The sequence below is a fragment of the Flavobacterium gossypii genome (genome assembly GCF_014138495.1).
GTDB lineage: Bacteria > Bacteroidota > Bacteroidia > Flavobacteriales > Flavobacteriaceae > Flavobacterium > Flavobacterium endophyticum.
The window spans coordinates 1,303,701-1,328,275 of sequence record NZ_JACJIS010000001.1; the positions used below are offsets into that span (position 1 = coordinate 1,303,701).

The following is a 24,575-nucleotide window of genomic DNA, read 5'->3' on the forward strand; positions in this document are numbered from 1 at the left end:
GTTATGCTATTTCTTGTGTTATTGTTTCTGGCTCAGATTCCCATTTGTCTACAGCAGTTGTTGCCAATGCATTGCCCAGCACGTTTGTCATGCTTCTTGCCATATCGCAGAAATGGTCAATTGGCAAAATCAAGGCGATTCCTTCTGGCGGAATTCCAAACATGGCACAGGTTGCTACAACGACGATCAACGAGGCACGAGGCACGCCTGCAACTCCTTTACTTGTCAGCATCAGTACTAAAAGCATCGTCAGTTGTTCTCCTAGAGACATATCCACTCCGTAGACTTGAGCGATAAAAATACTGGCGAAAGTCATATACATCATGCTTCCGTCAAGGTTGAAGGAATAGCCTAAAGGCAGCGTAAAAGAAACGATCTTGCTCTTGCAACCGAAACGCTCTAATTCTTCCACTAATTTTGGAAAAACGGCTTCGCTGGAAGTGGTAGAAAAAGCAATAAGCAAAGGGCTTTTGATTCTCTTGAGCAATGTCCAAAGTCGGTTGCCAAGGATAAAATAGCCGACCAAAAGGAGCAATGCCCAAAGGACTAGAATTCCGATAGCAAAATCGACCAAATATTTGGCATATAGGCTGAAAATTTCAAAACCGTAATTTGCAACGGCAGCGGCAACAGCGCCAAAAACTCCTAACGGAGCTACCCACATGATGTAGGTTACCATTTTTAGGATGACATGCGAAACAATGTCGAGCGATTTGATAATCGGATTACCGAGCTTGCCCATTGATGAAAGCGCAACTCCAAAAAGAATCGCGAAGATTACGATTTGCAATATTTCGTTGGTCGCCATGGCCTCGATGACACTCTTTGGCACGACATGGGTAACGAATTGTTCTAAAGAAAAAGACTTGGTGTTTTTTAGCAGGTCGTCAGCTGTAGAAAGGTCATCCATTTTTATTGAAGTTCCTTTGCCAGGCTTTAGCCAGTTCACAAGCACCAAACCTACGGATAGCGACACTAATGATGCGGTGATAAACCATGCCATGGCTTTGGCTCCTACTCTTCCGACCATTTTCATATCGCCCATTTTAGCAATTCCAACCACTAAAGTCGAAAATACCAAGGGAGCAATAATCATCTGGACGAGCCTGATAAAAATCGTTCCTAGAAGTTTTATATTTTTTGCAAAATCTGCTTTTCCTTCTGGATATTGATAATGGACATAAGCGCCCAAAGCAACTCCGAGAACCAAAGCAATGATGATTGCTGCAAATAGTCTATTGTTGTTTTTCAAACCGTAATTATTTTAGTTCGTGAAAATAGTTATATTTTTTGACTCCTATTTGAATAGTGAATAAAATCTTAATTTTTTAGAACACAAAAGCTTCCTACGCGACTAAAATCTCGTTATTTTCAATTACAAATAATTCAACAATAACAACACTTTACAGTTATATTTATATCTTTTTAATCTTTTTTTTGATTAAAAATCACAATATAAATAAAATTATCATACATTTGATATAACCAAATTTAACCAACCTACTAATTTATGAAACACGCTCTACTATCAGTAGCCTTCTTGGCTATGACTGGTTTTTCGTTTGCGCAGAATGGAAAATCACTCTGGAAAGCATCAGCTCCAAAAAGCGATCTTGCCATTTTTGAAAACCGGATGCCACTTCCCACAAAAAATTTATTTGAACTGGATTTGTCTTCTTTAAAAAACCAACTGACAAAGGCACCGCTTCGGAACAGTTACAAACAGACTTCAAATGTTATTATCGCTATTCCAACAGCCGACGGTGCATCAGAGCGATTCCGAATCTACGATCTGCCTATCATGGATCCGGAACTGGCAGCACGCTATCCAGAAATCAAATCCTATGCAGGACAAGGAATCGATGACCCGACTGCGACAATCTATTTCAGCGTCTCGCCGCTTGGCTTCCAAGGAATGAAATTAGCGGCAGACAAACCGGCTGAGTTTATCGAGCCGTATTCCAAAGACCTCAGTACTTACTCAGTCTACAAAAGAACGGACAAGAGAATGGCCTTCACCAAATTTGAATGTGAAGTCATGGATCATGTAAAAGGCCAGATGGATTCTGACCTTGCCTTACGTCCTAATGCAGACGATAGTACATTGAGGACTTACAGGCTGGCCATGTCGGTTACCGGAGAATACACGGCCTATCATGGAGGCACCAAAGCCCTTGCTCTAGCGGCTATCAATAATACCATGACACGTGTCAACGGCGTATTTGAAAAAGATTTCGGAGTCCGAATGGTACTCATTTCCAATACAGACGCGGTAATCTATACCAACGCTTCGACCGATCCTTATGGCAGCACCGATGCCAATTACAATTCACAGCTTCAATCCACTTTGACTAGTGTAATCGGAAACGCGAATTATGATATCGGACACTTGATGTCAGCCATTGGAAACAATGGAAATGCAGGCTGTATCGGCTGCGTATGTGCTTCTGGGAAAGGCAGCGGCTTTACGACAAGCACAGTCCCAATTGGCGATAATTTCGATATCGACTTTGTGGCCCACGAAATGGGACATCAGTTTGGAGCCAACCATACGTTTACTTTCAGTAATGAGGGAACTGGCGTACAAAACGAACCTGGAAGCGGAACCACAATCATGGGATATGCTGGAATTACAGGCGCTACAGATGTACAGCCACATAGCGATCCGTTCTTTCATGCCGTAAGTATCCAACAAGTAACCAATTACGTAAAAACAACTTCTTGTCAGACCAATACGGCAACCGGAAATTCAGTACCGACAGCCAATGCAGGAGCAGATTATACAGTTCCAAAAGGAACTCCTTTCTTATTGACCGGTTCTGGAACGGATGCTAACGGCGATACTTTGACGTATTGCTGGGAGCAGATGAATTCAGGAACTTCAAGCACCACTTATCCGAGTGCGACAGCCACTTCGGGACCAGCTTTCCGCTCTTTTGTACCTTCAACATCAGGCACACGCTATTTTCCAAGACTAGAAACCATTAAAACTGGCGCGACAACTTGGCAATGGGAAGCCGTTCCAAACGTAGCAAGAACTCTAAATTTCAGATTAACAGTTAGAGACAATAGAGCGGGCGGTCCTGCAAACAATAGCGACGATATGATTGTTACCGTAAACGGAACAGCAGGGCCTTTTGTCCTTACAGCACCAAACACAGCCGTATCTTGGGCATCTGGAACCTCCCAAACCGTGACATGGAACGTTGCAGGAACAACTGCAAATGGCGTAAATGCAGCAAACGTGGACATCTTGCTATCGACCGATGGCGGAAATACCTACCCTATCACTTTGTTAGCAGGAACTCCAAATGACGGAACTCAAGCGATTACCGTTCCGAATAATCCTGGCACGCAAAATAGAATCATGGTCAAAGGATCCAACCATATCTTCTTTGACATTTCCAATACCAATTTTACAATTACTACCGGATCGGGAGATGTAACAGCTCCGACAGCGCCTACAAGCTTAGCCGCTTCTGGAACGACTCAAACAGGAACCAACTTGTCTTGGACAGCTTCTACCGATAATGTTGCCGTTACAGGTTATGAGGTATACCAAAATGGCGTACTGAAAACTACCGTAACTACAACGACCTATGCCGTAACCGGATTGACGCCATCTACAGCTTATACTTTTTATGTAAAAGCTAAAGATGCGGCTGGCAACTTATCAGCTTCTAGCAACACGGTAAATGTGACTACTTTGGCTGGAACCGCAACCTATTGTGCTTCAAAAGGAAATAGCGTTGCTGACGAATACATTGGAAGAGTACAGTTAGGAACCATCAACAATGCTTCGACAGGAGGAACAGGTTATTCTGACTTTACGTCTATTTCTACCAATTTGAGCAAAGGAACAGCCTATACAATTACCGTAACGCCAACTTGGACGGGAACAACTTACGCGGAAGGTGTTGCTGTTTGGATTGACTATAATGGCGACAGCGATTTTGACGACACAGGAGAATTAGTCTGGAGCAGAGCTGCTTCTACAGTAACTCCAGCAAGCGGTTCGTTTACGGTTCCAGCAACAGCTGCAACAGGCGCAACGCGAATGAGAGTTTCCTTGAAATACAATGCAGTACCAACTGCGTGTGAGGCTTTCTCTTATGGAGAAGTAGAAGATTATACCGTAAACATTCAGGCTGGATCTGCCGATACTACAGCTCCAACAGTACCTACAAGTTTAGCGGCTTCGGGAACCACACAGACAGCCACGAACTTATCTTGGACAGCTTCAACCGACAATGTTGCCGTCACTGGATATGAAGTCTATCAAGATGGTGTTTTAAGAACTACCGTAACCACAACATCCTATGCCGTAACCGGATTGACAGCGGCAACTACATACACTTTTTCTATAAAAGCAAAAGACGCGGCAGGAAACAGTTCGGCTTCAAGCAATAGCGTGAACGTAACTACCTTATCGACTTCGGTTTCGTATTGCGCTTCGCAAGGAAACAGCGTAGCTGACGAAAAAATCGGGCGTGTGCAATTTGGAACCATCGACAATACTTCGACTGGAGGAACGGGATATACTGATTTCACTTCGATTTCTACTAATGCGACTAGAGGAACTTCGTATACGATTACCATCACGCCATCATGGACAAGTTCTGTTTACAGCGAAGGGTATTCTGTTTGGATTGATTATAACAAAGACGGCGATTTCACCGATGCTGGAGAACAAGTTTGGACAAAAACGGCTTCGACAACAACACCTGTGAGCGGCAGCTTTACAATTCCTGCTAGTGCCACTTTAGGCGCAACCCGCATGAGAGTTTCTATGAAATACAATGCCGTGCCGACTGCCTGTGAAGCCTTTTCGTATGGCCAAGTAGAAGATTATACGGTAAACATCGTGTCTACAGGAAGAGAAGAAAGCATCGCACAGGCGGAGATCAAATTATATCCAAATCCTGCTTCTTCGGCAATCAACCTAACTTCGGTTTCTGAAAAAGCGAGCTTCAGAATCGTAAACATGTTAGGACAAGAAGTTATGAGAGGAAAAATCCAAGATGGAACTATCGCTGTTTCTTCTTTGACTGACGGAAATTATATCGTTGAGATTAATGATAACGAAAATGTGACTGTAAAACGTTTCATCAAAAAGTAATTCATTTTTCATTTTAGCAAAAGGCCGTCTTTTCAGACGGCCTTTTTTATTGAAACATCCGCTGTATTTGGATAAATGATTACCTTTAAGCCTTTATTTTTAACAGCATTCGCAAATGAAAAAAATTCTTTTTTTAACCATTAGTATGATCGGATTAAATGCAGCCGCACAAAACGTAATGACGCCAGAATTGCTTTGGCAGCTCGGAAGAGTCAGTCCGCTTGGCATCTCAAAAGACGGAAAAAACATCATCTACAAAGTTTCAATTCCTTCGGTAGAAGAAAATAAATCAAATTCTAAATTTTACAGCATACCCGTTTCAGGTGGCAATGCCACCGAAGTTGCAGAATATGCCTCGTTACTAAATGACAAAAACATGTCTCCTGACGGCAAGCTTTTATTGGCAAGCAAAGAAGTAAAAGTCGGGAAAGTCTTAGGAAAAGATTATTATCCTGCTTTAGAAAAATCTGAAGTACAAGTTTATGATGGATTGGATTATCGTCATTGGGACACTTGGAATGACGGCACGCACAATCATGTGGTTTTTTCTCCTGTAAATGATAAAGAAAACTTCACCGATATCATGAAGGACGAGCCTTATGATTCACCTCAAAAACCATTTGGTGGCGATGAAGATTATACTTGGTCCCGCGACGGAAAAAGCATTGTGTATGTTTCGAAAAAACTAGAAGGAACCGCGTATGCTACTTCTACAAATACAAACTTGTACCAATACGATTTAGCTACAAAAACAACCAAAAACCTAACGGAAAGCAATCCGGGTTATGATACCGCTCCGCAATTTTCTCCGAATGGCGACTTGACGTGGTTGCAGATGAAACGCGATGGTTATGAAGCCGACAAAAATGATATTATTGTACGTTTTAAAGGCATGGACATCAACCTGACTTCGGGCTGGGATGGAACTGTTGACAGCTTTACTTGGAGTGCTGATGGGAAAAAAGTATATTTTTTAGCACCAATCAACGGTACCAAACAATTATTTGAGGTAAATTTTCCGGGATTGACTCGAATTGCTATAACCGTAAGACAGCTTACCGATGGTGATTTTGACGTGACCGATATTGTAGGTTTTTCTGGAGATAAGGCTATCGTGGCAAGAACCGACTTCAATCATGCAGCAGAAATCTTTTCTTACGATTTGAAGAAAAAAACATGGAACCAAATTACGAAAGTAAACGATGCTGCTTATTCGAAAATAGCCTTGAGCAAATTCGAAAAACGTTATGTTACGACAACTGACGGAAAGAAAATGCTGGTTTGGGTAGTGCTTCCTCCCAATTTTGACAAGAACAAAAAATATCCGACACTTTTATATTGCCAAGGCGGACCGCAATCTGCATTGACACAATTTTATTCTTTTAGATGGAACTTTCAGGTTATGGCGGCGCAAGGTTATATTGTCGTAGCACCAAACCGAAGAGGAATGCAAGGTCATGGCGTTGCCTGGAACGAGCAGATCAGCAAAGACTGGGGCGGCCAAGTAATGGACGACTACCTTTCTGCTATCGACGATGTTTCAAAAGAAAGCTATGTTGACAAAGCAAGGCTGGGGGCTATTGGGGCAAGCTACGGAGGCTATTCTGTGTTCTATTTAGCTGGAATTCACAAAAAAAGATTCAAAACTTTAATAGCACACTGTGGCGTTTTCAACCTGCAAAGCATGTACGGAACCACGGAAGAAGTATTTTTCACGAACTGGGATTCTGGCGGTGCTTATTGGGAAGCAAACAACGCAGCGGCGCAAAAGACGTATTCTCAATTCAACCCGATCAATAACGTGAGCAAATGGGATACTCCTATTTTAATTTTCCAAGGAGGAAAAGATTATAGAGTGCCGATCGGGCAAGGACAGGAAGCTTTCCAAGCCGCTCAATTGCAAGGCATCAAGAGCAGGTTCATTCTGTTTCCTGATGAAAATCACTGGGTACTAAAACCTCAGAATGCACAAGTTTGGCAGAAAGAATTTTTTAGATGGTTGAAAGAAACTTTATAACAAAAAATCCCCGCTCTTCGCGGGGATTTTTTTATCTAATCTAATTCTTTTAATAATTCCTGAGCCTTATCATAATCTTCGGAATCTTCTGGAATTTGTCGTAATAACGATTTGCATTCCTCCACATTTTTCTGTTTTAATTCAGACAAAGCAGAATACCAGATTGCCTTATTTTTATAGATAGAAGTACCATGCTGGATTTCATTCAGAAGCATTTCTGCTTTCACGTAATTATCCGTTTCAATCAAAGCAATAGCATAAAAATATTGATGTTCTGGATTGTCCAGATTCTGTATTTTCTGAAAAGAAACTACTGCTTTTCTGTATTCTTTTTTATTAAAAAAATCCTGGGCGTTTTTCAAGTTTTCGTCAGCATCGCCTCTTTCAACAAAAGACGCATTTTCATGCTGGTCATAATCGCCGTATTCCGGAGTTGGGCCTTTCATAAAAATCCAAGTCCCCAAAAGAATCACTACCGAAGCCGCTGCCGCATAATACCAAGGCTTGAAGGAAATAACTTTAGTTCCTTCCTCCTCTTCCGAAAAATAATCTTTCGAAACCGACGCCAAATTCTTTTTGAAATCTTGGGTTTCGGCAGAAAATTTATGTTCTAAAAAAGCTGATGTTTCTTTATACAGTTCAAAGCTTTCTCTGAATTGAGAATCATCCTGAAGCTTTGATTCAAAATCCAATCGCTCTTCTGTCGACATTTCGTTATTCAGATAGCTTTCAAAGCTATTGTATGCCTCTTCGTTCATGGCGTTATTTTTTTAGCGATTTATACCTATTCGACTGCTGAATCATTTCTGTAAGCTGTCCTGTGCAGAGTGATTTTTTCTTCCTCACATAACCGTACGTCACGTTTAGCCGCTGGGCTACTTCTTCCATAGTTTTTAAGACAAAACTAAGCTTGAGAACCTCTTGGCACTTTTCTCCGAGCTTTTGGAACATTTCGTCAAACAAGGACTGTTTTTCATCAAAAGCTTCTGCTTGCAGGATCAGCTCGTGAACTGATTCGCTTATAGATAGAGTATCGTCTTTGATTGTTACCCCTTTGTTTGAAGATTTTTTCAATTCATTTAGCCAGCGTCTTTTGCAAAGCAAGAAAAAATACGCATCAAACGGACACGTGAGCTGAAGTCCCTTAGTTTTTGCTTGGTTATAAATAGCTATTAAAACTTCCTGGATTACATCAGCTGCAGCGTCATCATCGCCACTATTCGTCCGGATGTAGTTCTTGACTTTTGGCGCAAACTTTTTATAGATAGACTGGATGACTGCCGAATCGTTTTGCAGCAAACCCTCTATGTAGAACTGGTCAGAATGAGTATTCTTTTCGGTCATAACTGCCTTATTTACTGCTAATGTAGAAAAAATAAAAACACAAGGGTAACAAATTTTCAGCAATGAGTATATAGGAATATAAAGTTCATCAAATACTGTTTTAAAAATTCCCAATCAAGGGTAACAATTTAAAAAGCATTTTGATATAACGGTATAAATCGAAATTTAAACACAACATTAAAAATTTAGAAATCATGAAAAAGTCCATCTTAACATTAGCAATGATAGCATTATCGATAAGCGCAAATGCTACTGAAGTAAAAACTGCTGCAAGAACAAAAAATGCAACAGAAATTACAAAAGACAGAATCGTAACCGTTTACGACTGGAGCGTAAAAACAGACCAAGGAAGTTATTCAGGTACTGCCCTATCGCTAGAAAAAGCAGAAAACAGGATTGCCTTGGTGGCTGCCGGTGAAATCATCCTCGACAAAAAAATCGAAAGCTATTACCAATTAGCCGAAGAAATTTCGAGCCCAACCTTGCGATTGTATTTCTGGGAAGTGGAAACCACCAATGGTACCGCAAAAGGATTTTCAAGTTCCGAAGGACATGCCTTAAAAATGATCCAGCTTGTCAGCACCAGCGAAATTCTTACCTACAAGATTATCCGAAGTGCAGAATTTGAACGATAATTTATGATAACAGCTTTACGCAGTAACTAAAACAACAAAAAACACTTAATCATGAAAACACACATCAAAAAAATCGGACTCCTATTAGTAGCCGTAATTGCAACACTAAGCTGCAACAATGACGACAACCAAAACCAAGGCGGAGGCTGCAGCACGGCCAATTCAGAATTCAGCCAGCTTTATGCGGCCACATTAGCAAGCAATTCCTCGTTTACTGATGTGACAACAATGGATCTTCTGACACACGAATACACTTTTGAAGTAAACACCAACGAGACCGTCTGCTCTATTGGCTACCAAGGAAATGCAAATCTTTATGCCGCCAGCATTCCTTATCTGATTGAAATTGTAGACAACACTACCAATTTGACTATCTACAGCGGTAACCATGTTTTCGATTCTGCCCAAACAGAATATGTGTCGATAACGCCAACTAACCTCACAGCCGGAACTTCGTATACGTTAAGAAGAACGGTGACAAATTATCTAGGAAACATTGGGAATACAGTCGGCAGGCTTTTGCGATTCAACGGACCGAGTCCTTATCCAGTATCAAATGCCGCAATCACGATCACTTCTTCGGATTTCTATGGTACGGGAGGTCCTGTCCCAGATTTCGGAATTCCGTATATCGATATTATTTTTCAATAAAAGGGTAACAATCTAAAACCAGAATTGATATAACAATAACTAACACATAAAATATTAGAAATCATGAAAACAAATTTTAAAAAAATCGGACAATTGTTTATACTAGGAATACTTGTAGCGAGCTGCAGCAAAAATGACGACGGCGATACGCCAGATTACGTGCCATCAGCTTCTGCCTTCGCAGCTTTAAGAGAAGAAGCCCTAGACACACAGACTTTTACATTTAACGCTGAAGATGGCGCTACAACTTTCACAACGGCAAATGGCGTACAATTTACCATAAACGGAAACTGCCTGACACAAAACGGAAATCCCATAACAGGACAAGTCGTAGTCGAATATGCTGAATTATTTAATCCTGGAACAATGCTGGTGACTAACAAGCCAACCATGGGAAGAATGCCAAACGGCGACATGTCTCTATTGATTTCGGGAGGAGAATTCTACATCAATGCGACAAAAAACGGACAACAGCTTGCTATTTCTTGTCCAATGCAAGTTATCATTCCTGCAAACCTGACTGGAGGTGCTGATACCGGAATGTCTTTATGGGATGGAACAATCGATGAAGACGGCAACTTGGAATGGGATGAGCAAGATCGTGCGAATGGAGAAAATGGTGTTTTTGTAGAAGGCCCAAACTATTATGCGTATTTCAGCAGCTTCGGATGGACCAATGTCGACCGTTTTTATAGCGATCCAAGACCGAAAACAACCATTTTGGCAGAAGCTCCAACGGGATATAATTTTGAAAACAGTGCTATCTACCTGCACTATGATGGCGAAGGAAGCTCTTTGGCAAAATTAGATACCTTCAACCCGACAACAAATCAGTTTTCTGAGCACTACGGACAAATCCCTGTCGGTCTTGAATGCCACGTGATTTTTGTGACCGAAGATAATGGCCAGTGGAGATACGCTATCAAATCCGTTACTATTGCCGCAAATGATGTGTATGTATTTACGCTAGCTGAAACAACAGTCGGAACAGAAGCTCAGTTAATCGCAGCGATTAACGCCCTTCCATAAAATAATTACTATAATCTTAACAAAAGTGATGACAACTTCATCACTTTTGTTTACATTTATAGTAACAAACACCCCTTGATTATGAAGAAATTAATCCTCATAACCGTTTTATTTTCGGGAATTTCTTTTTGCTTTTCGCAAACAAAAACAAAAGACACGATAACCCGAAGAGCCGTAATCGGCCTTGACCAAAAGGGAAATAAAGTTTCTTTCAAGCCCCAGACCCCACCGCTTATCCAAATCGCTGGAGCGCCGCCTGCCAGTTATAGTTATTTCTGGGAATTTGGCGACGGTCATTACAGCAAGGAAAAAGAACCCAAACATACCTACAAAAAGAAAGGCAATGCTACCGTAAGGCTCGCCGTGACCAACAATTATGATAATGGAAAACCGCCAGCAACCCGTCCAAAAACGATTGCTGTCACAGAATTATCAGAAACAGATTATCAAGATATTGCTTCCATAGAACAGTACGACGGCTTCCTGTTGCAGAAAAACAGGGAACCGATGCCCGACGAGGAAATCGTGGTAGTCATGAGCTATCAAAACCTGAAAGACTATTCTACCAACGGGAAGCTCTATCTTTTTTATAACGACAAGCAATTCAAAAATGACAACTTTGGAACAGTAGAAACCAGGGTACATGAAAACGAAAAAGAAAAATTAGAAGAAAACTACGCATTCGTTGATGATTATGATAGACATGAAACATATCTCGCAAGTACAGAAAGTCTAGCAATCAAGAACAATAAAATTATAGAAGACCTTGAAAATTTAGAACAAACACTTGAGCAGTCAAAAGCACTTTACCGAAACTCAAAGGTTTTTGAATTCGACAGCCTTTCGCCAAAACAAACAAGAAATTTATTTTTTACGTTCAAGACAACTCCCGAAATGATCAAGGACACCAGCGCCACGCTGACCATCAGGGGTGTTTTTGTCCCTGACAGAAATTATAAAAACCATAAGGTAAAAAATCTTGAGATGGAAATTGTGACTTCTCATGATCCGAACAAGATGTCTTCGAATGGTATTTTCATGAATTATAGGCTCGTCCGATTTAAGACATTGAATTTCAAGACTCGCTTTCAAAATGATGGCGAAGGCCCGGCTCGAAAAATAAAACTCGAAACAGATATTCCCGATATTTTTGACAAATCAACCTTAAAAATTGTCGATATGTATCCGAAGTGCGAAATCTGTCCGAAAAACGAAGAGGTAAACTATAGCTGTCTTGATACGATTGTCTTGAAGAATCAGATACATTTTACCTTCAAGAACATTTACCTTCCTGGAAGCAACCAAAAAAATGTGATGGAAAAAGACAGCACAAAGGGCTTTGTAAAATATAGCTTGAAGTTTGGCAAAGATTTCCATAAGGTAAAAACCAAAAGCCGTACTGCGATTATCTTTGACAAAAATGAACCGATTATTACCAATTATGCCGTCACGCGTTTCAGTCCGGGAATTTCTATTGGCATACGGACAGGATATAATTATTTTCCAGATCAAGAAAATCCGAAGAGCTATTTTCTAGGTGCCACAATTTCGCCTTATAAATCGTACAGATGGTACTTACAGGCTGAATTGTATTATAATTACATGGAAAGCGGGTCTTCCACCAGCACAAATCCGACATTAAGACAGCTGAATCCGCCTTTAGTATTAAGCAACGGAACAGTTTTAGACATAGCCTATGTTCAGACAGAAAACAAGCAAAAAACGGTACGGAATCTGGCCGAAGTGGTTCCCGTGTCGCTTCGCTACAGCCTGAATAATTATATTGGATTTGGTTTCGGACCGCAATTTTCTGTCGCATTGGATGAGACTTTCGAAAATGAAACCACAACACGATATTTTCAGCCCGTATTTAATGACCCGAATCCCCCACGGCAAGGCGAAGAAATTACCAGTGCCCGACAAAGCCAGAGCGAAAAGACAACTACAAAAGCATTTGAAAAATTGCAAACCAATGTTTTTGCAGACATTACTTTTGGCTTTGCCCGAATAGGACCAAGTCTCGGAATTCGTTATTTATGGAGCTTTGAAAATGATTTCAGTCATTGGCAATTCTATGCAATCTGGAAATTTTGATGAAAAAGGTTATTTTCTTTATACTATTTGCACAATTTGCTTTCGCACAAAAACAGACGATTGCTGAAAATCATATCTACGCAGCATTGGATAATTTTATCGCTCATCCGACCTTAGCTAGAATAAAAAATCTGGAAGAAACAGAAAAACAGTTTTGGAAAGACCCAAAGCCAAAATCTAAAAATGAAAAGCTGGCTATTGTCATCTTAAACTGCAATAAGGCTTTCTATCAAAAACAATTTGGCCATTATTTTGAAGCAATTCATTCCTATGAAAACGCATTAGGACTGTTTCAAAAAAACCAACTTTCGGATTATGATATTGTCGAATATTGCTTAAAGCCTTTGGGAAATCTCTATACGATGACTGGAGATTATACAAGTGCTGAAAATACCATTAAGCACTATCTGTATCTCGCCATCAAAAACAACAATTTGTCGCAGAAAGCAAGTGCCGTAATTAATCTTTCTGCCGTTTATAAAAGCATCGGAAAAAATCAAGAAGCTATTGATTTGCTAGAAAATATCTATGTTTCAGAGAAGCTTTCAGATGAGAGAAAAGCTATTATTCTTTCCCTTCTTGGAGAAAATTATCTGGCAAAAAATGAGCTTGACAAAGCACAAAAGGTTTTTGAAAAAGCAGAAATTATTGCTCCAAGTTTCCTTCTTTATAAAAATCTTGCTACGGTTTACAGACACCAAAAAAACTATAAAAAAGCGGAAGATTATATTAAAAAAGCAAAATTAGAACTCTCTGGCAATTCCAAGCGTGACATTTCACAGCTTTATCTGGAAGAAGCACAACTATTGCTGAACCAAAAAAAGATAAAAGAAAGCCAAAAAGCAATTCAGGAAATTTTCAAAGAATTGATTCCAAATTATAATCCGAGTAACCTTCTTCCTACGCAGAAAATGCTTTATCCAGAAGGACTCTTGATTGATGCATTGGATGTATTGGCTTCAACGTATGCGGAGCAAAAAAACTATCAAAAAGCGATTGACTGTTACAACCTTACTTTTGCGATTGATGCACAGTTTTCCTCTTTTTTGTTTTACGAAGAAACTTCGCTTATCCACAGCTCGAGCATCCAAAATCGAGTGGAAAAAGCAATTGGAATGTATGAAAAGCGCTATCAAGAATCAAAAGACCCTGTGTTTTTAGAACAAGCTTTCGCGCTACAAGAAACAACAAAATCTAGCGCATTGAAAAACTATATTACGCTCGCAAAAAAATCGGGAAACAAAAGCCAAAAAGAAATTTTATATAAAATTCACGAACTCTCTAATACTGTCATCAAAGAACAAGAAAAAGGTGAAAAAGCCAATCTGGAAGCTATCAATACTGCTTTGGCGCTTCAGAATGAAAAGATAGCGGCATTGAAAAAAAGCTTTGAAAAAGACAAATTCAATGGCCCATCACAATTGGATTTTGACAGGCTCTATCATAAATTAAAAAACGACGATGCAACATTAACGGCTTATTTTTATGGGAAAGAAAAAGTTTATGTTTTTAATGTATCTGATTCTCAGATACAGCTTACTTCTTTTCTTACTTCTTCTCTAAATAAAAAAATAATCACCGATTACTTAGATTATTTCGCCGAATCGTCTGCCATTTCAAATAATCTTGCGGGATACAAACAACAGAGCCATAAGCTCTATAATCTGCTTCAGTTAAAGAAAATAACAACAAAAAAGCACCTGATACTTCCAGATGGATTGCTTTGTTTTATTTCTTTTGAGTCGTTGCTTACCAAGGCATCGAAAAGCACTGATTTTTCGAAACTGCCTTATCTGATGAACGAGGAAATCATAAGCTATGCAACTTCTGCCGAGTTTTACTTGAACAATAAAAAACCTAGTTATAAAAATCAATCTGTGTTAGGTGTATTTCCTGTTTTTGAAAACAGCAATAGAGGCCTGGCTTTTTCTATAGAAGAGCTAAAATCCATCAAGCAGCTGTATGGCGGAACTTATTTGGAAAAAAATCAGGCAACCTATGCTAATTTTTTGAAAGACATCCGACATTATTCTATACTTCACCTTTCTACCCATGCATCTTCCGGAAATACGGAAATTCCCGCTGCAATTTCTTTTTACGATCAAGATGTTTTGTACGGCAATTTGTATTCTTTAGATATTCATCCGGATTTGGTTGTCCTGAGCGCTTGCGAAACGGGTATTGGGAAGTTGTATCGCGGCGAAGGCGCCTTAAGCATTGCACGCGGGTTTCAGAATGCAGGTGCTGAAAACTTGTTGTTTTCGTTATGGAAAGTGAATGATTATACGACTTCTGTTTTAATGAAGAATTTTTATCAAAGCTGCGAAAAAGACGAGATGTATTTTAGGGCTAATCATCAAGCAAAGATGGACTTTTTACAAGACAAAAGTATTCCAAACAGCAAAAAGTCGCCTTATTTTTGGAGTGCCTTTGTTTTTTATGGCGATATTTCGGAGGATTCTACTTGCAATTATTGGTACTTATTTGGCGGACTTGCCATCATTGTTCTCTGTTTGGTAGTAGTTCAAAAACAAAAAAGCAAGCAATAAAAAAATCCCAACCTTTCAGCTGGGATTTCTATTTTATTTAGGATCTTCCATTTTGAAGCTTTCCATAAATTTAGTGGTATAATCACCCGCTACATAAGCCGGATCATCCATCAATTGTCTGTGGAAAGGAATGGTTGTTTTTACACCTTCGATTACGAACTCATCCAAAGCACGTTTCATCTTGCTGATTGCTTCTTCTCTTGTTTGAGCCGTAGTAATCAATTTTGCAATCATGGAATCGTAGTTCGGCGGAATCGTATATCCAGAATAAACGTGAGTATCTAGACGAACTCCGTGTCCTCCTGGCGTATGCAACGTCGTGATTTTTCCCGGTGACGGACGGAAATCATTGTATGGATCTTCCGCATTGATTCGGCATTCGATAGCATGCAACTGTGGCAAATAGTTTTTACCAGAAATCGGCACACCAGCAGCAACTAAAATTTGCTCACGGATCAAGTCATAATCGATAACTTGTTCTGTAATCGGGTGCTCTACTTGGATACGAGTATTCATCTCCATGAAATAGAAATTTCTGTGTTTGTCAACCAAAAATTCTACGGTTCCAGCACCTTCATATTTGATATATTCTGCCGCTTTTACAGCAGCTTCACCCATCTTCTGACGAAGCTCGTCTGTCATGAATGGAGAAGGCGTTTCTTCTGTCAGTTTTTGGTGGCGTCTTTGAACTGAGCAATCTCTTTCAGAAAGGTGGCATGCTTTACCGTAAGCATCACCTACCACTTGAATTTCAATATGACGAGGCTCTTCGATCAATTTTTCCATGTACATTCCGTCGTTACCGAATGCAGCAGCAGCTTCTTGACGAGCGCTTTCCCAAGCTTTTTGAAGTTCGTCTTCTTTCCAAACGGCTCTCATTCCTTTTCCACCGCCTCCAGCCGTAGCCTTAAGCATTACTGGATAACCGAATTCTTTCGCCAGTTTTTTAGTTTGCTCGTAAGATTCTAACAAACCTTCTGAACCTGGAATCGTAGGAACTCCTGCCGCTTTCATTGTAGCTTTTGCAGAAGCCTTGTCTCCCATTCTGTCAATCATTTCAGGAGAAGCACCAATAAATTTGATACCATGTTCCTGACAGATTTTTGAAAATTTAGCATTTTCAGAAAGGAAGCCATATCCAGGGTGGATTGCATCTGCATTTGTAATTTCTGCAGCAGCAATAATGTTAGACATTTTCAAGTAAGATAAATTACTTGGCGGCGGGCCGATACAAACAGCTTCATCCGCAAAGCGAACGTGAAGGCTTTCTGCATCTGCAGTTGAGTAAACGGCTACCGTTTTGATACCCATTTCTCTACAGGTTCTGATAACGCGAAGCGCTATTTCTCCCCTGTTTGCTATTAGTATTTTTTTAAACATCGTATTTAAATTAGATAATTAGACAATTTGGATACTTAGACGATTAGACAGGCTGGAGATTTTAGTAAAATCTGCAATCTAAACATCTGCAATCTAAAATCTAAATTATGACGGGTCTACTAAGAATAATGGCTGGTCAAATTCTACTGGAGATGAATCATCTACCAATACTTTTACGATTTTTCCAGAAACCTCAGATTCGATCTCGTTGAAAAGCTTCATTGCTTCGATAACGCAAACTACATCTCCTTTTGAGATTGAGCTGCCTACTTCTACGAATGGCGCTTTGTCTGGAGAAGGTTTTCTGTATAATGTTCCAATAATTGGAGATTTGATCGTAACGTATTTTGAGTTGTCCTCACCTGCTGCAGAAGCCGCAACTGGTGTTGAAGGAGCCGTTGGAGCCGTTGGCTGCGGCATAGCAGCTTGTGGCAATGCGTGGCTTATTGGTGCCTGTTGGATGTAAGTAGTAGTTTCAGATGACGCTCCGTCAGTAGTTTTGATTGTGATTTTGAAATCATCCATCTCCAATTTTACTTCAGTAGCTCCTGATTTTGCTACAAACTTGATTAAGTTTTGAATTTCTCTAATATCCATGATATTCGAATTTAGGTTTTAGTTTTATTGTTTGTCGTATGCCCATTTCATGTAGATCGATCCCCAAGTGAATCCACCTCCAAATGCGGCAAATATTAAATTATCTCCTTTTTTGAATTGCTTCTCAAAATCATTCAGAAGCAATGGCAATGTTGCTGAAGTAGTATTGCCATATTTTTGAATATTAACGAGTACTTTGGATTCATCCAGACCCATTCTGTTTGCCGTAGCATCAATAATTCTTTTGTTTGCTTGATGAGCTACCAGCCAATTCACATCCTCTTTAGTAAGGTTGTTGCGTTGCATTATTTTTTCGCTGACATCAGCCATTCCTGAAACAGCATATTTGAAAACGGTTTTACCATCTTGAAAAACATAATGTTGTTTGTTCTCGACGGTTTCTTTTGACGCAGGAAGCAAGGAACCTCCGGCTTCAATCTTCAAGAACTCGCGGCCAACGCCATCGCTTCTTAAAAATTCGTCTTGAAATCCAAGACCTTCATGATTCGGCTCGAACAAGACAGCACCGGCTCCATCACCAAAGATAATGCACGTGGCTCTATCTGTATAATCGATTATGGAAGACATCTTGTCGGCTCCGATCAATAAAATCTTTTTATATCTGCCCGATTCAATGTAAGCAGCTGCGGTAGACATTCCGTATAAAAAGCTAGAACAGGCAGCTTGCAAATCGTAAGCAAAAGCATTGACAGCACCAATTTGTGAGGCAACATAAACAGCTGTCGCGGCAACGGGCATGTCTGGAGTTGTAGTTCCTAGCAGTACTAGATCGATTTCTGCTGGGTTGATATTGTTTTTCGCAATCAAATTCTCTGCAGCTTTAATGGCAAGAAAAGATGTTCCTTTCGTATCATCTTTTAAAATGCGTCTTTCTTTAATCCCAGTACGAGTAGTAATCCACTCATCATTGGTGTCAACCAACGTTTCAAGTACTTTATTAGAAAGCACAAAATCAGGCACATAGGCTCCAACTGCGGTAATTGCGGCTGTGATTGTATTCATACTATTTTTAATAATTTCTTCTCGAAAAATATAGTTCCGAAAAGAGGTGGAAATTACAAAAAAAATCTAAAACATACCTTTTTGCAAAGCGTTATTTATCAATAAATTATAAATAACAAAAAAACTCCCACAACGTGAGAGTTCGATTTTTTACTGCAAAATTGTATTAAGCAACAGCTTCTTGCTTATCAATTACTACTTGACCTCTGTAGTACATTTTACCTTCATGCCAGTAAGCTCTGTGGTATAAATGCGCCTCTCCAGTCACTGGACATGTAGCGATTTGAGGAACAGATGCTTTATAATGTGTTCTTCTTTTATCTCTTCTTGTTTTCGAGGTCTTTCTCTTTGGATGTGCCATTTTACTATATTATTTATCCGTTAATAGTTTTTTTAATTGATCCCAACGTGGATCTGTCTCTTCTTCTTTTGCATCAGCTTTTTGTTCTTTCGCATTGACTTGCAATTCATTCAGTTTATCAAGAGCGTCTGTTTTTAACGTACCGTCTTTCACGCCTGGATGAATTCTTTTTAGAGGAATGGAAAGCGCAATCATCTCATAGATGTATTGTGAAATATCCACTTGATGTTCGCCGTGAGGCAAAATGAGCAATTCTTCATTATCATCATTAAAAGCTTCTCCAAACTGAACGATAAGCTTGATTTTCCCTTTAATCGGCAAATCAAACATTTCACTGGTCAAATCACACGGAACATAAATCGTTCCTTTATGTTTGAACTGAAGTTCAAGCATGGTGCTTTTTTTCTCTAAAACTACATTGACTTTGATATCACAGCTTTCAAACTCGTCATAACTAAAGTCTTCAAAGAACTTTTTATTTATTTGATATTCAAACTGATGTTTTCCTAACTTTAATCCTATAAAAGGAATTAAAAACTCATTGGTTACTTTCATCTTAACAACAATTTGCCCTAAACTTCGGGAGTGCAAAGATATAAAATAATTACAATTCCAAAAGCGTTATAAACATTTTTTTGTTTATAAGTGTTTTTCTTTTATTTTTAGGGGTTTTTCGGTAATAATCGCATATTCATTTCTGGAATGATAGATATCGATAGCCAAATAAACCGCTTCCTTAAATGAATTGGGATCTGCAATTCCTTTTCCTGCAATCTCATAGGCCGTTCCGTGATCTGGCGATGTTCTGATTTTATTCAATCCCGCCGTATAATTCACGCCTTTTCCAAAAGAAAGCGTCTTAAAAGGAATCAAACCTTGATCGTGATACGTCGCTATCACAGCATCGAATTTTTCATATTGGCCGCTTCCGAAAAAACCGTCGGCCGCATACGGCCCAAAAACTAAGGTTCCACCTTCAAACAGCTTTTTGATTGTAGGTCTTAGGATTTCGTCGTCTTCTTTACCGATTACGCCTCCATCACCCGCATGAGGATTCAATCCTAGAACGGCGATCTTAGGCTTGTTTATGCTAAAATCTTGGATGAGCGATTTTTTAACGGTTTCGATTTTGCTCTTGATAAGTGCTTCTGTAAGATGTGAAGCGACTTCATTTACAGGTATATGATCTGTAATCAAGCCCACGCGCAAATCATCTTGCACCATAAGCATCAAAGCATTCCCTTCCAGCTCTTGATCCAGATAATCAGTATGTCCTGGGAATTTAAAATCTTCGGACTGTATGTTGTATTTATTAATTGGCGCCGTAACCAAAACATCTATCTGCCCTTCTTTCAAAGCTGCTGTAGCTGCGGTAAATGATTTTATGGCATACTTCCCGATATTCTCATCATTGGCTCCGTATTCTACATTGACACCTTCTTTCCAAACATTTAAAACATTGATTTTTCCCGGAAGGAACTGATCAATCTTGTCAATTCCATGAAGCGCAATCGTGGCATCAAGGTTTTTCTTAGCAAAAGAGAGTATTTTCACATTGGCAAAAATAACTGGCGTGCACAGCTCAAGCATCCGCGGGTCTTCGAAAGTTTTCAGGATTACCTCGCTTCCAATACCGTTCAAATCTCCTATTGAAATTCCAACTATTATATTTTCTGCTTTTTTCATACTACTTGCTCCTTATTTATTGCTAATTTTGAAGTGCAAATTTAGTAAAATAAAACAAGAATGTTTACAGGAATAATAGAAACCCTTGGAGCGGTCAAAGATTTACGCAAAGAGGGAGAAAATATACACATAACCGTGTCCTCGTCGATCACTAATGAGCTTAAAATTGACCAAAGTGTTTCGCATAATGGCGTGTGTCTTACAGTTGTGGGAATTTTGGACGACCAATATACGGTTACGGCAATTAAGGAATCTATCGACAAAACAAATATAGGCGACTGGAAAATAGGCGACCTGCTTAACTTGGAGCGCGGCATGAAGCTAGGAGACAGGCTAGACGGGCATATTGTGCAAGGTCATGTAGACCAAATAGGAATCTGCAAATCTATTGAAGAAGCTGACGGAAGCTGGTATTATACTTTTGAATACGACCCAGCCTTAAGCAATATCACCATTGAAAAAGGCTCGATTACCGTGAACGGAGTAAGCCTGACTGTTGTAAATTCTAAAAAGAACGAGTTCAGTGTTGCGATTATTCCTTACACGCATGAGCACACCAATTTCAAGAATTTTGAAATCGGAACAAAAATCAACCTGGAGTTTGATGTCATTGGAAAATATGTTTCGCGATTGCACCAGCTTAGATAGCCAAAAATAAAAACTCCGACTTACATCGGAGTTTTTTTATCTTTAGTTGACATCTTAAATTGTAAAAAAGCAAAAACCAACCCTATCACCAACAAAAGAAGAATTCCATTATCGATAGGAAGACCGATTGGCGTTGGACCTGTAGGCGGTGGCGGCGCAGGAGGCTCATTATCAGCAAAGCAATTAGCTACAGAAAACAGAACCACTGCAAGATTTATTATTGTATTTGGGACAATCCTCATAGGTTGTAAAAGTAAATAAAAAATCTTTTTGTCAAAATATTTTGTAAAATAAAATATTCAAATGAATATCCGCCAAAATTACACTATAAAATTTCTCAAATGCTATGTAATTGTTATCAAAAATTAATAAATCAATAAAATTTATTATTTTCGTTTGTAAGAATTTAATAAACCATAAGGGTATAATTAGCTTCTCTTCTTTTCCAAGCTATTCTACCTCGTCAATTTGAGAAGACAGATACTCGTAAAAGATTCCTGCTAAAATTGCTCCCGCAATTGGAGCCAACCAGAAAAGCCATAGCTGTTCTAAAGCCCATCCTCCGACAAATAGAGCTTGGCTTGTACTTCTTGCAGGGTTTACCGAAGTATTGGAAACTGGAATACTCATCAAATGGATCAAAGTAAGTCCAAGACCGATTGAAATCCCGGCAAATCCTTTTGGAGCGGAGCTATGGGTAGATCCGAGAATGATGAGCATGAAGATAAAAGTCATGATTACTTCGGTAGTAAGAACCGAGAAAATATCGTATTGGTTTGGAGAATGTTCTCCAAAACCGTTTGCAGCAAAATTTCCCAGTTCAAAATTTGGCTGTCCGCTTGCTATAAGATATAGAATAAGGGCACCAAAAATCCCTCCTAAAACTTGCGCCATAATATAAGGGAAAACTTCTCTTCTTTCGGTTCTTCCTGCAATCCACAGTCCGATTGTCACAGCAGGATTCAGATGACAACCAGAAATAGTGCCGATTGTGTAAACCATAGTAAGGACCGACAGACCGAAGGCCAGCGAAACACCTATATATCCAATACCCAAATCAGGAACTGAAGCTGCCAATACAGCGCTTCCGCAACCTCCTAAAACCAACCAAAGCGTGCCAATAAATTCTGCTATTAATTTTCGCGTCATTGTATTCAATTATTTATACTGTTTGCGGGCAAAGAAAATACAGACACAATATTTCTGCAAAAAAACTACTACTCACATCTACTCAGCAATAAACATTTTATTTTCATACTGATTATCAATAAATTATTTTTCAGAGATATGAAAAAGAAAGAAGATTATGAGTAGTAATTAAGCACTATCTACGCGAAAAATAGTAATTATAAGTTAAGAAAAATACTGCTTTTTATATTATTGTTCTACTTCTAAATGGTGAAAATTGTATAAATAAAAAATCCTTGCTTCGACAAGGATTAATTGATGTGGAAAAAATAAAATTGTTATAGATTCATCATCCATACATTTATGTCTTCTTCGGAGGGTATTGAAAGTTTTTTCCGAAGCCTGTATTTTTTCGCTTCGACAGCTCGAATTGATGAATTTGTGTATTGGGCGATTTCTTTAGTGGAAAGATCCAGTTTTAAAAAAGCACACAGCTTTTGTTCGCCGGCAATTAGTCCTGAATTTATTTTGTTTAGCTTCTTATAAAAATCCGGGTAGGTTTCCTTAAAAATCATCAAAAAGGAAGGATCATTAGTACTTGCCAGATAAAGCATTTTCTTTAGATGGGCTTCATCTTTTTGCAACAGTACAAACATATTGGCGGTATCTTGAACCTCAGCCAGAAGGCGGGCATTGTTCGCTTTTTCTTTCTGGAATTTCCCATAAATATGGACTAATATTACAATCAGCAATAAAACAAATACCGCAGTAAATATAATGGTCCGATTAAAGTCATCGTCTACATTCTTAACAAGAGTATTTTCTCCCATTGATGCAGTCTGAACCGACGTATTTTCTCCCGGAACATTTTTAAGACTATCGTTGATAGCATTATATTCTGAAAGATATTTTTCGGCGTTTGCATCATCACGAATTGCTTCATACGATTTTGACAGTCCAAGATACGTAGACTTTAACGCATAGGCATCGTTGATAGATTTTGCTACTTCAATTCCTTTTTTGAAATAATCGATGGACAGTTTGTATTTTTTCCTAAAATAATTAAGGCTTCCTAAATCGCTTAGCGTATTGGCTTTTACAGATTCATGATTGACAGAATTGGCTAGTTGCAATGCTCTGTCAAGATAAAACTCTGCAGAATCAAGTTCTTTTGCCCTTAAAAAACTAGAACCGACGTTGGAACATGCCAAGGAAAGTGTCTTATTCCGCAGTGGATTATTCAGCACCATTTTCTCAAATTCCTGGTATCCTTTCCTATAATAAAAAGCAACCGAATCGGTGGTGCCGCCTTTCTCATCCAGGTTAAAGGCAATGTCATTGTAAAGCACTCCTAGTCTTGAACTTTTAATTTCTTTGTCAGGAAGATTTTGCGCAAAAGAAAGCGCTTTTCTGAACTGCTTTAGCCCGTTTTCATAATCTCTTAAGCCTGTGTATCCAATTCCTTTTAATCGAAGAGCATCTGAAATTAATTTAGAATCTGAAATTTCAACCGCAAGTTTCTCTGCTGCTGATGCATTTTTCAGAACATCTTCATATTTTGATAATTCATGTTGCTTTCTGCTGGCAATGAGCAATCCTTGAGCCATGCCTTTTTTATATCCTAGCTTTTTCGAGTCATCATAAGCTTTCAGACTCAGAGTAACTCCATAGGCCGCATTTTTGCTTTCCAGCTGTTCGGCAACAGATAAGAGGCTATCGATTTGAGCTTGATTAAAATTCTGACTAAAACTTTTACCAAGTGATAGGAAAAAAATAAAGAATAGGAAATACTTGTTCTTTTTCATAAATACAGAAAGGCACTTATATTATGAAGTTTTAGTTTACAATCTATCTATATTTTTAGGGCAGGCAAAATAAATAAATATTTATCACATCATAAAAAACACATTTTCATAAAAAAACAATACAATAACCGATAAATATTTGACAATTAGGGGCTTTTAAAACAGAAATTATATTTTCCATCTTATAAAGTTGCAATATATTCAAAAACGAAACCATTTTTCTTGTGAAAAAATAATTTTAACACCACTTATTTCTTTATAAATGAAAGAAACAGCATAAAAATATAAAAGCATGTTGGAAAAATAGCTTGCAAAAAAGCCAAAGATCAAGCTTATAGTATCATAAGCTTTACAAAATAAAAAAACAGCGTATTTTGCCTTTTAAAGGAAAAATTATTCAGTCCGTTTTAATAGTTTGAAAAAAAATAGAGAAGTAAAAATAAGGAGGGCGACATAAACCAAGAACATATTTTCCCCTAAAATAACACTACGGGTCACCCTCCTCTCAA

20 protein-coding genes are annotated in these 24,575 nt (G+C 38.9%); 8 read left to right on the forward strand and 12 right to left on the reverse strand.

What is annotated here, in order from left to right; genetic code table 11:
- Position 1 precedes the first annotated feature (1 nt).
- Positions 2 to 1,252, reverse strand: coding sequence for a dicarboxylate/amino acid:cation symporter (locus tag GGR22_RS06120; protein WP_182492946.1), 1,251 nt, complete (start codon positions 1,250 to 1,252; stop codon positions 2 to 4).
- Between the two features lie 258 nt (positions 1,253 to 1,510).
- On the opposite strand from GGR22_RS06120, the gene GGR22_RS06125 reads away from it, so the two are divergent.
- Positions 1,511 to 5,119, forward strand: a complete 3,609-nt coding sequence (locus tag GGR22_RS06125; protein ID WP_182492947.1) for a reprolysin-like metallopeptidase — start codon at positions 1,511 to 1,513, stop codon at positions 5,117 to 5,119.
- A 115-nt stretch (positions 5,120 to 5,234) separates the two neighbouring features.
- Positions 5,235 to 7,136 (forward strand): S9 family peptidase, encoded by a 1,902-nt coding sequence (locus tag GGR22_RS06130; protein ID WP_182492948.1) that lies wholly within the window; start codon positions 5,235 to 5,237, stop codon positions 7,134 to 7,136.
- Positions 7,137 to 7,171: 35 nt separating this feature from the next.
- Here the strand turns inward: GGR22_RS06130 and GGR22_RS06135 are convergent, their stop codons facing one another.
- A complete protein-coding gene (locus GGR22_RS06135; RefSeq protein WP_182492949.1) occupies positions 7,172 to 7,894 on the reverse strand; it encodes a tetratricopeptide repeat protein in 723 nt (240 codons plus the stop codon).
- Between the two features lie 4 nt (positions 7,895 to 7,898).
- Positions 7,899 to 8,480 (reverse strand): RNA polymerase sigma factor, encoded by a 582-nt coding sequence (locus GGR22_RS06140; RefSeq protein ID WP_182492950.1) that lies wholly within the window; start codon positions 8,478 to 8,480, stop codon positions 7,899 to 7,901.
- 194 nt (positions 8,481 to 8,674) lie between these two features.
- Here GGR22_RS06140 and GGR22_RS06145 point away from each other — a divergent pair, with 194 nt between their 5' ends.
- The 5 genes from GGR22_RS06145 (at position 8,675) to GGR22_RS06165 (ending at position 15,438) form a co-directional block, all read left to right on the forward strand.
- Positions 8,675 to 9,115 (forward strand): hypothetical protein, encoded by a 441-nt coding sequence (locus tag GGR22_RS06145; protein WP_182492951.1) that lies wholly within the window; start codon positions 8,675 to 8,677, stop codon positions 9,113 to 9,115.
- Between the two features lie 51 nt (positions 9,116 to 9,166).
- Positions 9,167 to 9,766: a hypothetical protein gene (locus GGR22_RS06150; RefSeq protein WP_182492952.1), complete on the forward strand. Its 600-nt coding sequence runs from the start codon at positions 9,167 to 9,169 to the stop codon at positions 9,764 to 9,766.
- A gap of 63 nt (positions 9,767 to 9,829) precedes the next feature.
- Complete coding sequence (locus GGR22_RS06155) at positions 9,830 to 10,795, forward strand: hypothetical protein (protein WP_182492953.1); 966 nt, start codon at positions 9,830 to 9,832, stop codon at positions 10,793 to 10,795.
- An 81-nt stretch (positions 10,796 to 10,876) separates the two neighbouring features.
- Positions 10,877 to 12,889 (forward strand): PKD domain-containing protein, encoded by a 2,013-nt coding sequence (locus GGR22_RS06160; RefSeq protein WP_182492954.1) that lies wholly within the window; start codon positions 10,877 to 10,879, stop codon positions 12,887 to 12,889.
- A complete protein-coding gene (locus GGR22_RS06165; RefSeq protein WP_182492955.1) occupies positions 12,889 to 15,438 on the forward strand; it encodes a CHAT domain-containing protein in 2,550 nt (849 codons plus the stop codon). The genes GGR22_RS06160 and GGR22_RS06165 overlap by 1 nt, the downstream gene beginning before the upstream one ends.
- 33 nt (positions 15,439 to 15,471) lie before the next feature.
- Here the strand turns inward: GGR22_RS06165 and accC are convergent, their stop codons facing one another.
- The 6 genes from accC to pdxA form a co-directional block, all read right to left on the reverse strand.
- Positions 15,472 to 16,818 (reverse strand): acetyl-CoA carboxylase biotin carboxylase subunit, encoded by a 1,347-nt coding sequence (gene accC / locus GGR22_RS06170; RefSeq protein WP_121375475.1) that lies wholly within the window; start codon positions 16,816 to 16,818, stop codon positions 15,472 to 15,474.
- 105 nt (positions 16,819 to 16,923) lie between these two features.
- Positions 16,924 to 17,415 (reverse strand): acetyl-CoA carboxylase biotin carboxyl carrier protein, encoded by a 492-nt coding sequence (gene accB / locus GGR22_RS06175; protein WP_182492956.1) that lies wholly within the window; start codon positions 17,413 to 17,415, stop codon positions 16,924 to 16,926.
- 24 nt (positions 17,416 to 17,439) lie between these two features.
- Positions 17,440 to 18,438: a beta-ketoacyl-ACP synthase III gene (locus GGR22_RS06180; protein ID WP_121375477.1), complete on the reverse strand. Its 999-nt coding sequence runs from the start codon at positions 18,436 to 18,438 to the stop codon at positions 17,440 to 17,442.
- A 166-nt stretch (positions 18,439 to 18,604) separates the two neighbouring features.
- Complete coding sequence (gene rpmF / locus GGR22_RS06185) at positions 18,605 to 18,799, reverse strand: 50S ribosomal protein L32 (RefSeq protein ID WP_082482157.1); 195 nt, start codon at positions 18,797 to 18,799, stop codon at positions 18,605 to 18,607.
- A gap of 9 nt (positions 18,800 to 18,808) precedes the next feature.
- Positions 18,809 to 19,354, reverse strand: a complete 546-nt coding sequence (locus tag GGR22_RS06190) for a YceD family protein (RefSeq protein ID WP_121375478.1) — start codon at positions 19,352 to 19,354, stop codon at positions 18,809 to 18,811.
- A gap of 84 nt (positions 19,355 to 19,438) precedes the next feature.
- On the reverse strand, positions 19,439 to 20,485 hold the full coding sequence (pdxA, locus tag GGR22_RS06195) for a 4-hydroxythreonine-4-phosphate dehydrogenase PdxA (RefSeq protein WP_182492957.1): 1,047 nt from the start codon (positions 20,483 to 20,485) through the stop codon (positions 19,439 to 19,441).
- A 60-nt stretch (positions 20,486 to 20,545) separates the two neighbouring features.
- Between pdxA and GGR22_RS06200 the strand changes: the two genes are divergently transcribed.
- On the forward strand, positions 20,546 to 21,133 hold the full coding sequence (locus GGR22_RS06200) for a riboflavin synthase (RefSeq protein WP_182492958.1): 588 nt from the start codon (positions 20,546 to 20,548) through the stop codon (positions 21,131 to 21,133).
- Between the two features lie 20 nt (positions 21,134 to 21,153).
- Here the strand turns inward: GGR22_RS06200 and GGR22_RS06205 are convergent, their stop codons facing one another.
- The 3 genes from GGR22_RS06205 to GGR22_RS06215 all read right to left on the reverse strand — a co-directional run bounded on the left by GGR22_RS06205 (position 21,154) and on the right by GGR22_RS06215 (position 24,066).
- Positions 21,154 to 21,375, reverse strand: a complete 222-nt coding sequence (locus GGR22_RS06205; RefSeq protein ID WP_182492959.1) for a hypothetical protein — start codon at positions 21,373 to 21,375, stop codon at positions 21,154 to 21,156.
- 208 nt (positions 21,376 to 21,583) lie between these two features.
- On the reverse strand, positions 21,584 to 22,282 hold the full coding sequence (gene aqpZ / locus GGR22_RS06210) for an aquaporin Z (protein ID WP_182492960.1): 699 nt from the start codon (positions 22,280 to 22,282) through the stop codon (positions 21,584 to 21,586).
- A 317-nt stretch (positions 22,283 to 22,599) separates the two neighbouring features.
- On the reverse strand, positions 22,600 to 24,066 hold the full coding sequence (locus GGR22_RS06215; protein ID WP_182492961.1) for a tetratricopeptide repeat protein: 1,467 nt from the start codon (positions 24,064 to 24,066) through the stop codon (positions 22,600 to 22,602).
- Positions 24,067 to 24,575: the final 509 nt, after the last annotated feature.

What these genes read in the sequence shown, in the direction of transcription:
- GGR22_RS06155 (WP_182492953.1), top strand. Translation starts at nt 9,830, where the DNA reads ATGAAAACAAATTTTAAAAAAATCGGACAATTGTTTATACTAGGAATA.
- GGR22_RS06140 (WP_182492950.1), bottom strand. Translation starts at nt 8,480, where the DNA reads ATGACCGAAAAGAATACTCATTCTGACCAGTTCTACATAGAGGGTTTG.
- GGR22_RS06160 (WP_182492954.1), top strand. Translation starts at nt 10,877, where the DNA reads ATGAAGAAATTAATCCTCATAACCGTTTTATTTTCGGGAATTTCTTTT.
- GGR22_RS06205 (WP_182492959.1), bottom strand. Translation starts at nt 21,375, where the DNA reads ATGAGGATTGTCCCAAATACAATAATAAATCTTGCAGTGGTTCTGTTT.
- pdxA (WP_182492957.1), bottom strand. Translation starts at nt 20,485, where the DNA reads ATGAAAAAAGCAGAAAATATAATAGTTGGAATTTCAATAGGAGATTTG.
- GGR22_RS06190 (WP_121375478.1), bottom strand. Translation starts at nt 19,354, where the DNA reads ATGAAAGTAACCAATGAGTTTTTAATTCCTTTTATAGGATTAAAGTTA.
- GGR22_RS06215 (WP_182492961.1), bottom strand. Translation starts at nt 24,066, where the DNA reads ATGAAAAAGAACAAGTATTTCCTATTCTTTATTTTTTTCCTATCACTT.
- accC (WP_121375475.1), bottom strand. Translation starts at nt 16,818, where the DNA reads ATGTTTAAAAAAATACTAATAGCAAACAGGGGAGAAATAGCGCTTCGC.
- GGR22_RS06200 (WP_182492958.1), top strand. Translation starts at nt 20,546, where the DNA reads ATGTTTACAGGAATAATAGAAACCCTTGGAGCGGTCAAAGATTTACGC.
- aqpZ (WP_182492960.1), bottom strand. Translation starts at nt 22,282, where the DNA reads ATGACGCGAAAATTAATAGCAGAATTTATTGGCACGCTTTGGTTGGTT.
- accB (WP_182492956.1), bottom strand. Translation starts at nt 17,415, where the DNA reads ATGGATATTAGAGAAATTCAAAACTTAATCAAGTTTGTAGCAAAATCA.
- GGR22_RS06180 (WP_121375477.1), bottom strand. Translation starts at nt 18,438, where the DNA reads ATGAATACAATCACAGCCGCAATTACCGCAGTTGGAGCCTATGTGCCT.
- GGR22_RS06125 (WP_182492947.1), top strand. Translation starts at nt 1,511, where the DNA reads ATGAAACACGCTCTACTATCAGTAGCCTTCTTGGCTATGACTGGTTTT.
- rpmF (WP_082482157.1), bottom strand. Translation starts at nt 18,799, where the DNA reads ATGGCACATCCAAAGAGAAAGACCTCGAAAACAAGAAGAGATAAAAGA.
- GGR22_RS06145 (WP_182492951.1), top strand. Translation starts at nt 8,675, where the DNA reads ATGAAAAAGTCCATCTTAACATTAGCAATGATAGCATTATCGATAAGC.
- GGR22_RS06130 (WP_182492948.1), top strand. Translation starts at nt 5,235, where the DNA reads ATGAAAAAAATTCTTTTTTTAACCATTAGTATGATCGGATTAAATGCA.
- GGR22_RS06135 (WP_182492949.1), bottom strand. Translation starts at nt 7,894, where the DNA reads ATGAACGAAGAGGCATACAATAGCTTTGAAAGCTATCTGAATAACGAA.
- GGR22_RS06150 (WP_182492952.1), top strand. Translation starts at nt 9,167, where the DNA reads ATGAAAACACACATCAAAAAAATCGGACTCCTATTAGTAGCCGTAATT.
- GGR22_RS06165 (WP_182492955.1), top strand. Translation starts at nt 12,889, where the DNA reads ATGAAAAAGGTTATTTTCTTTATACTATTTGCACAATTTGCTTTCGCA.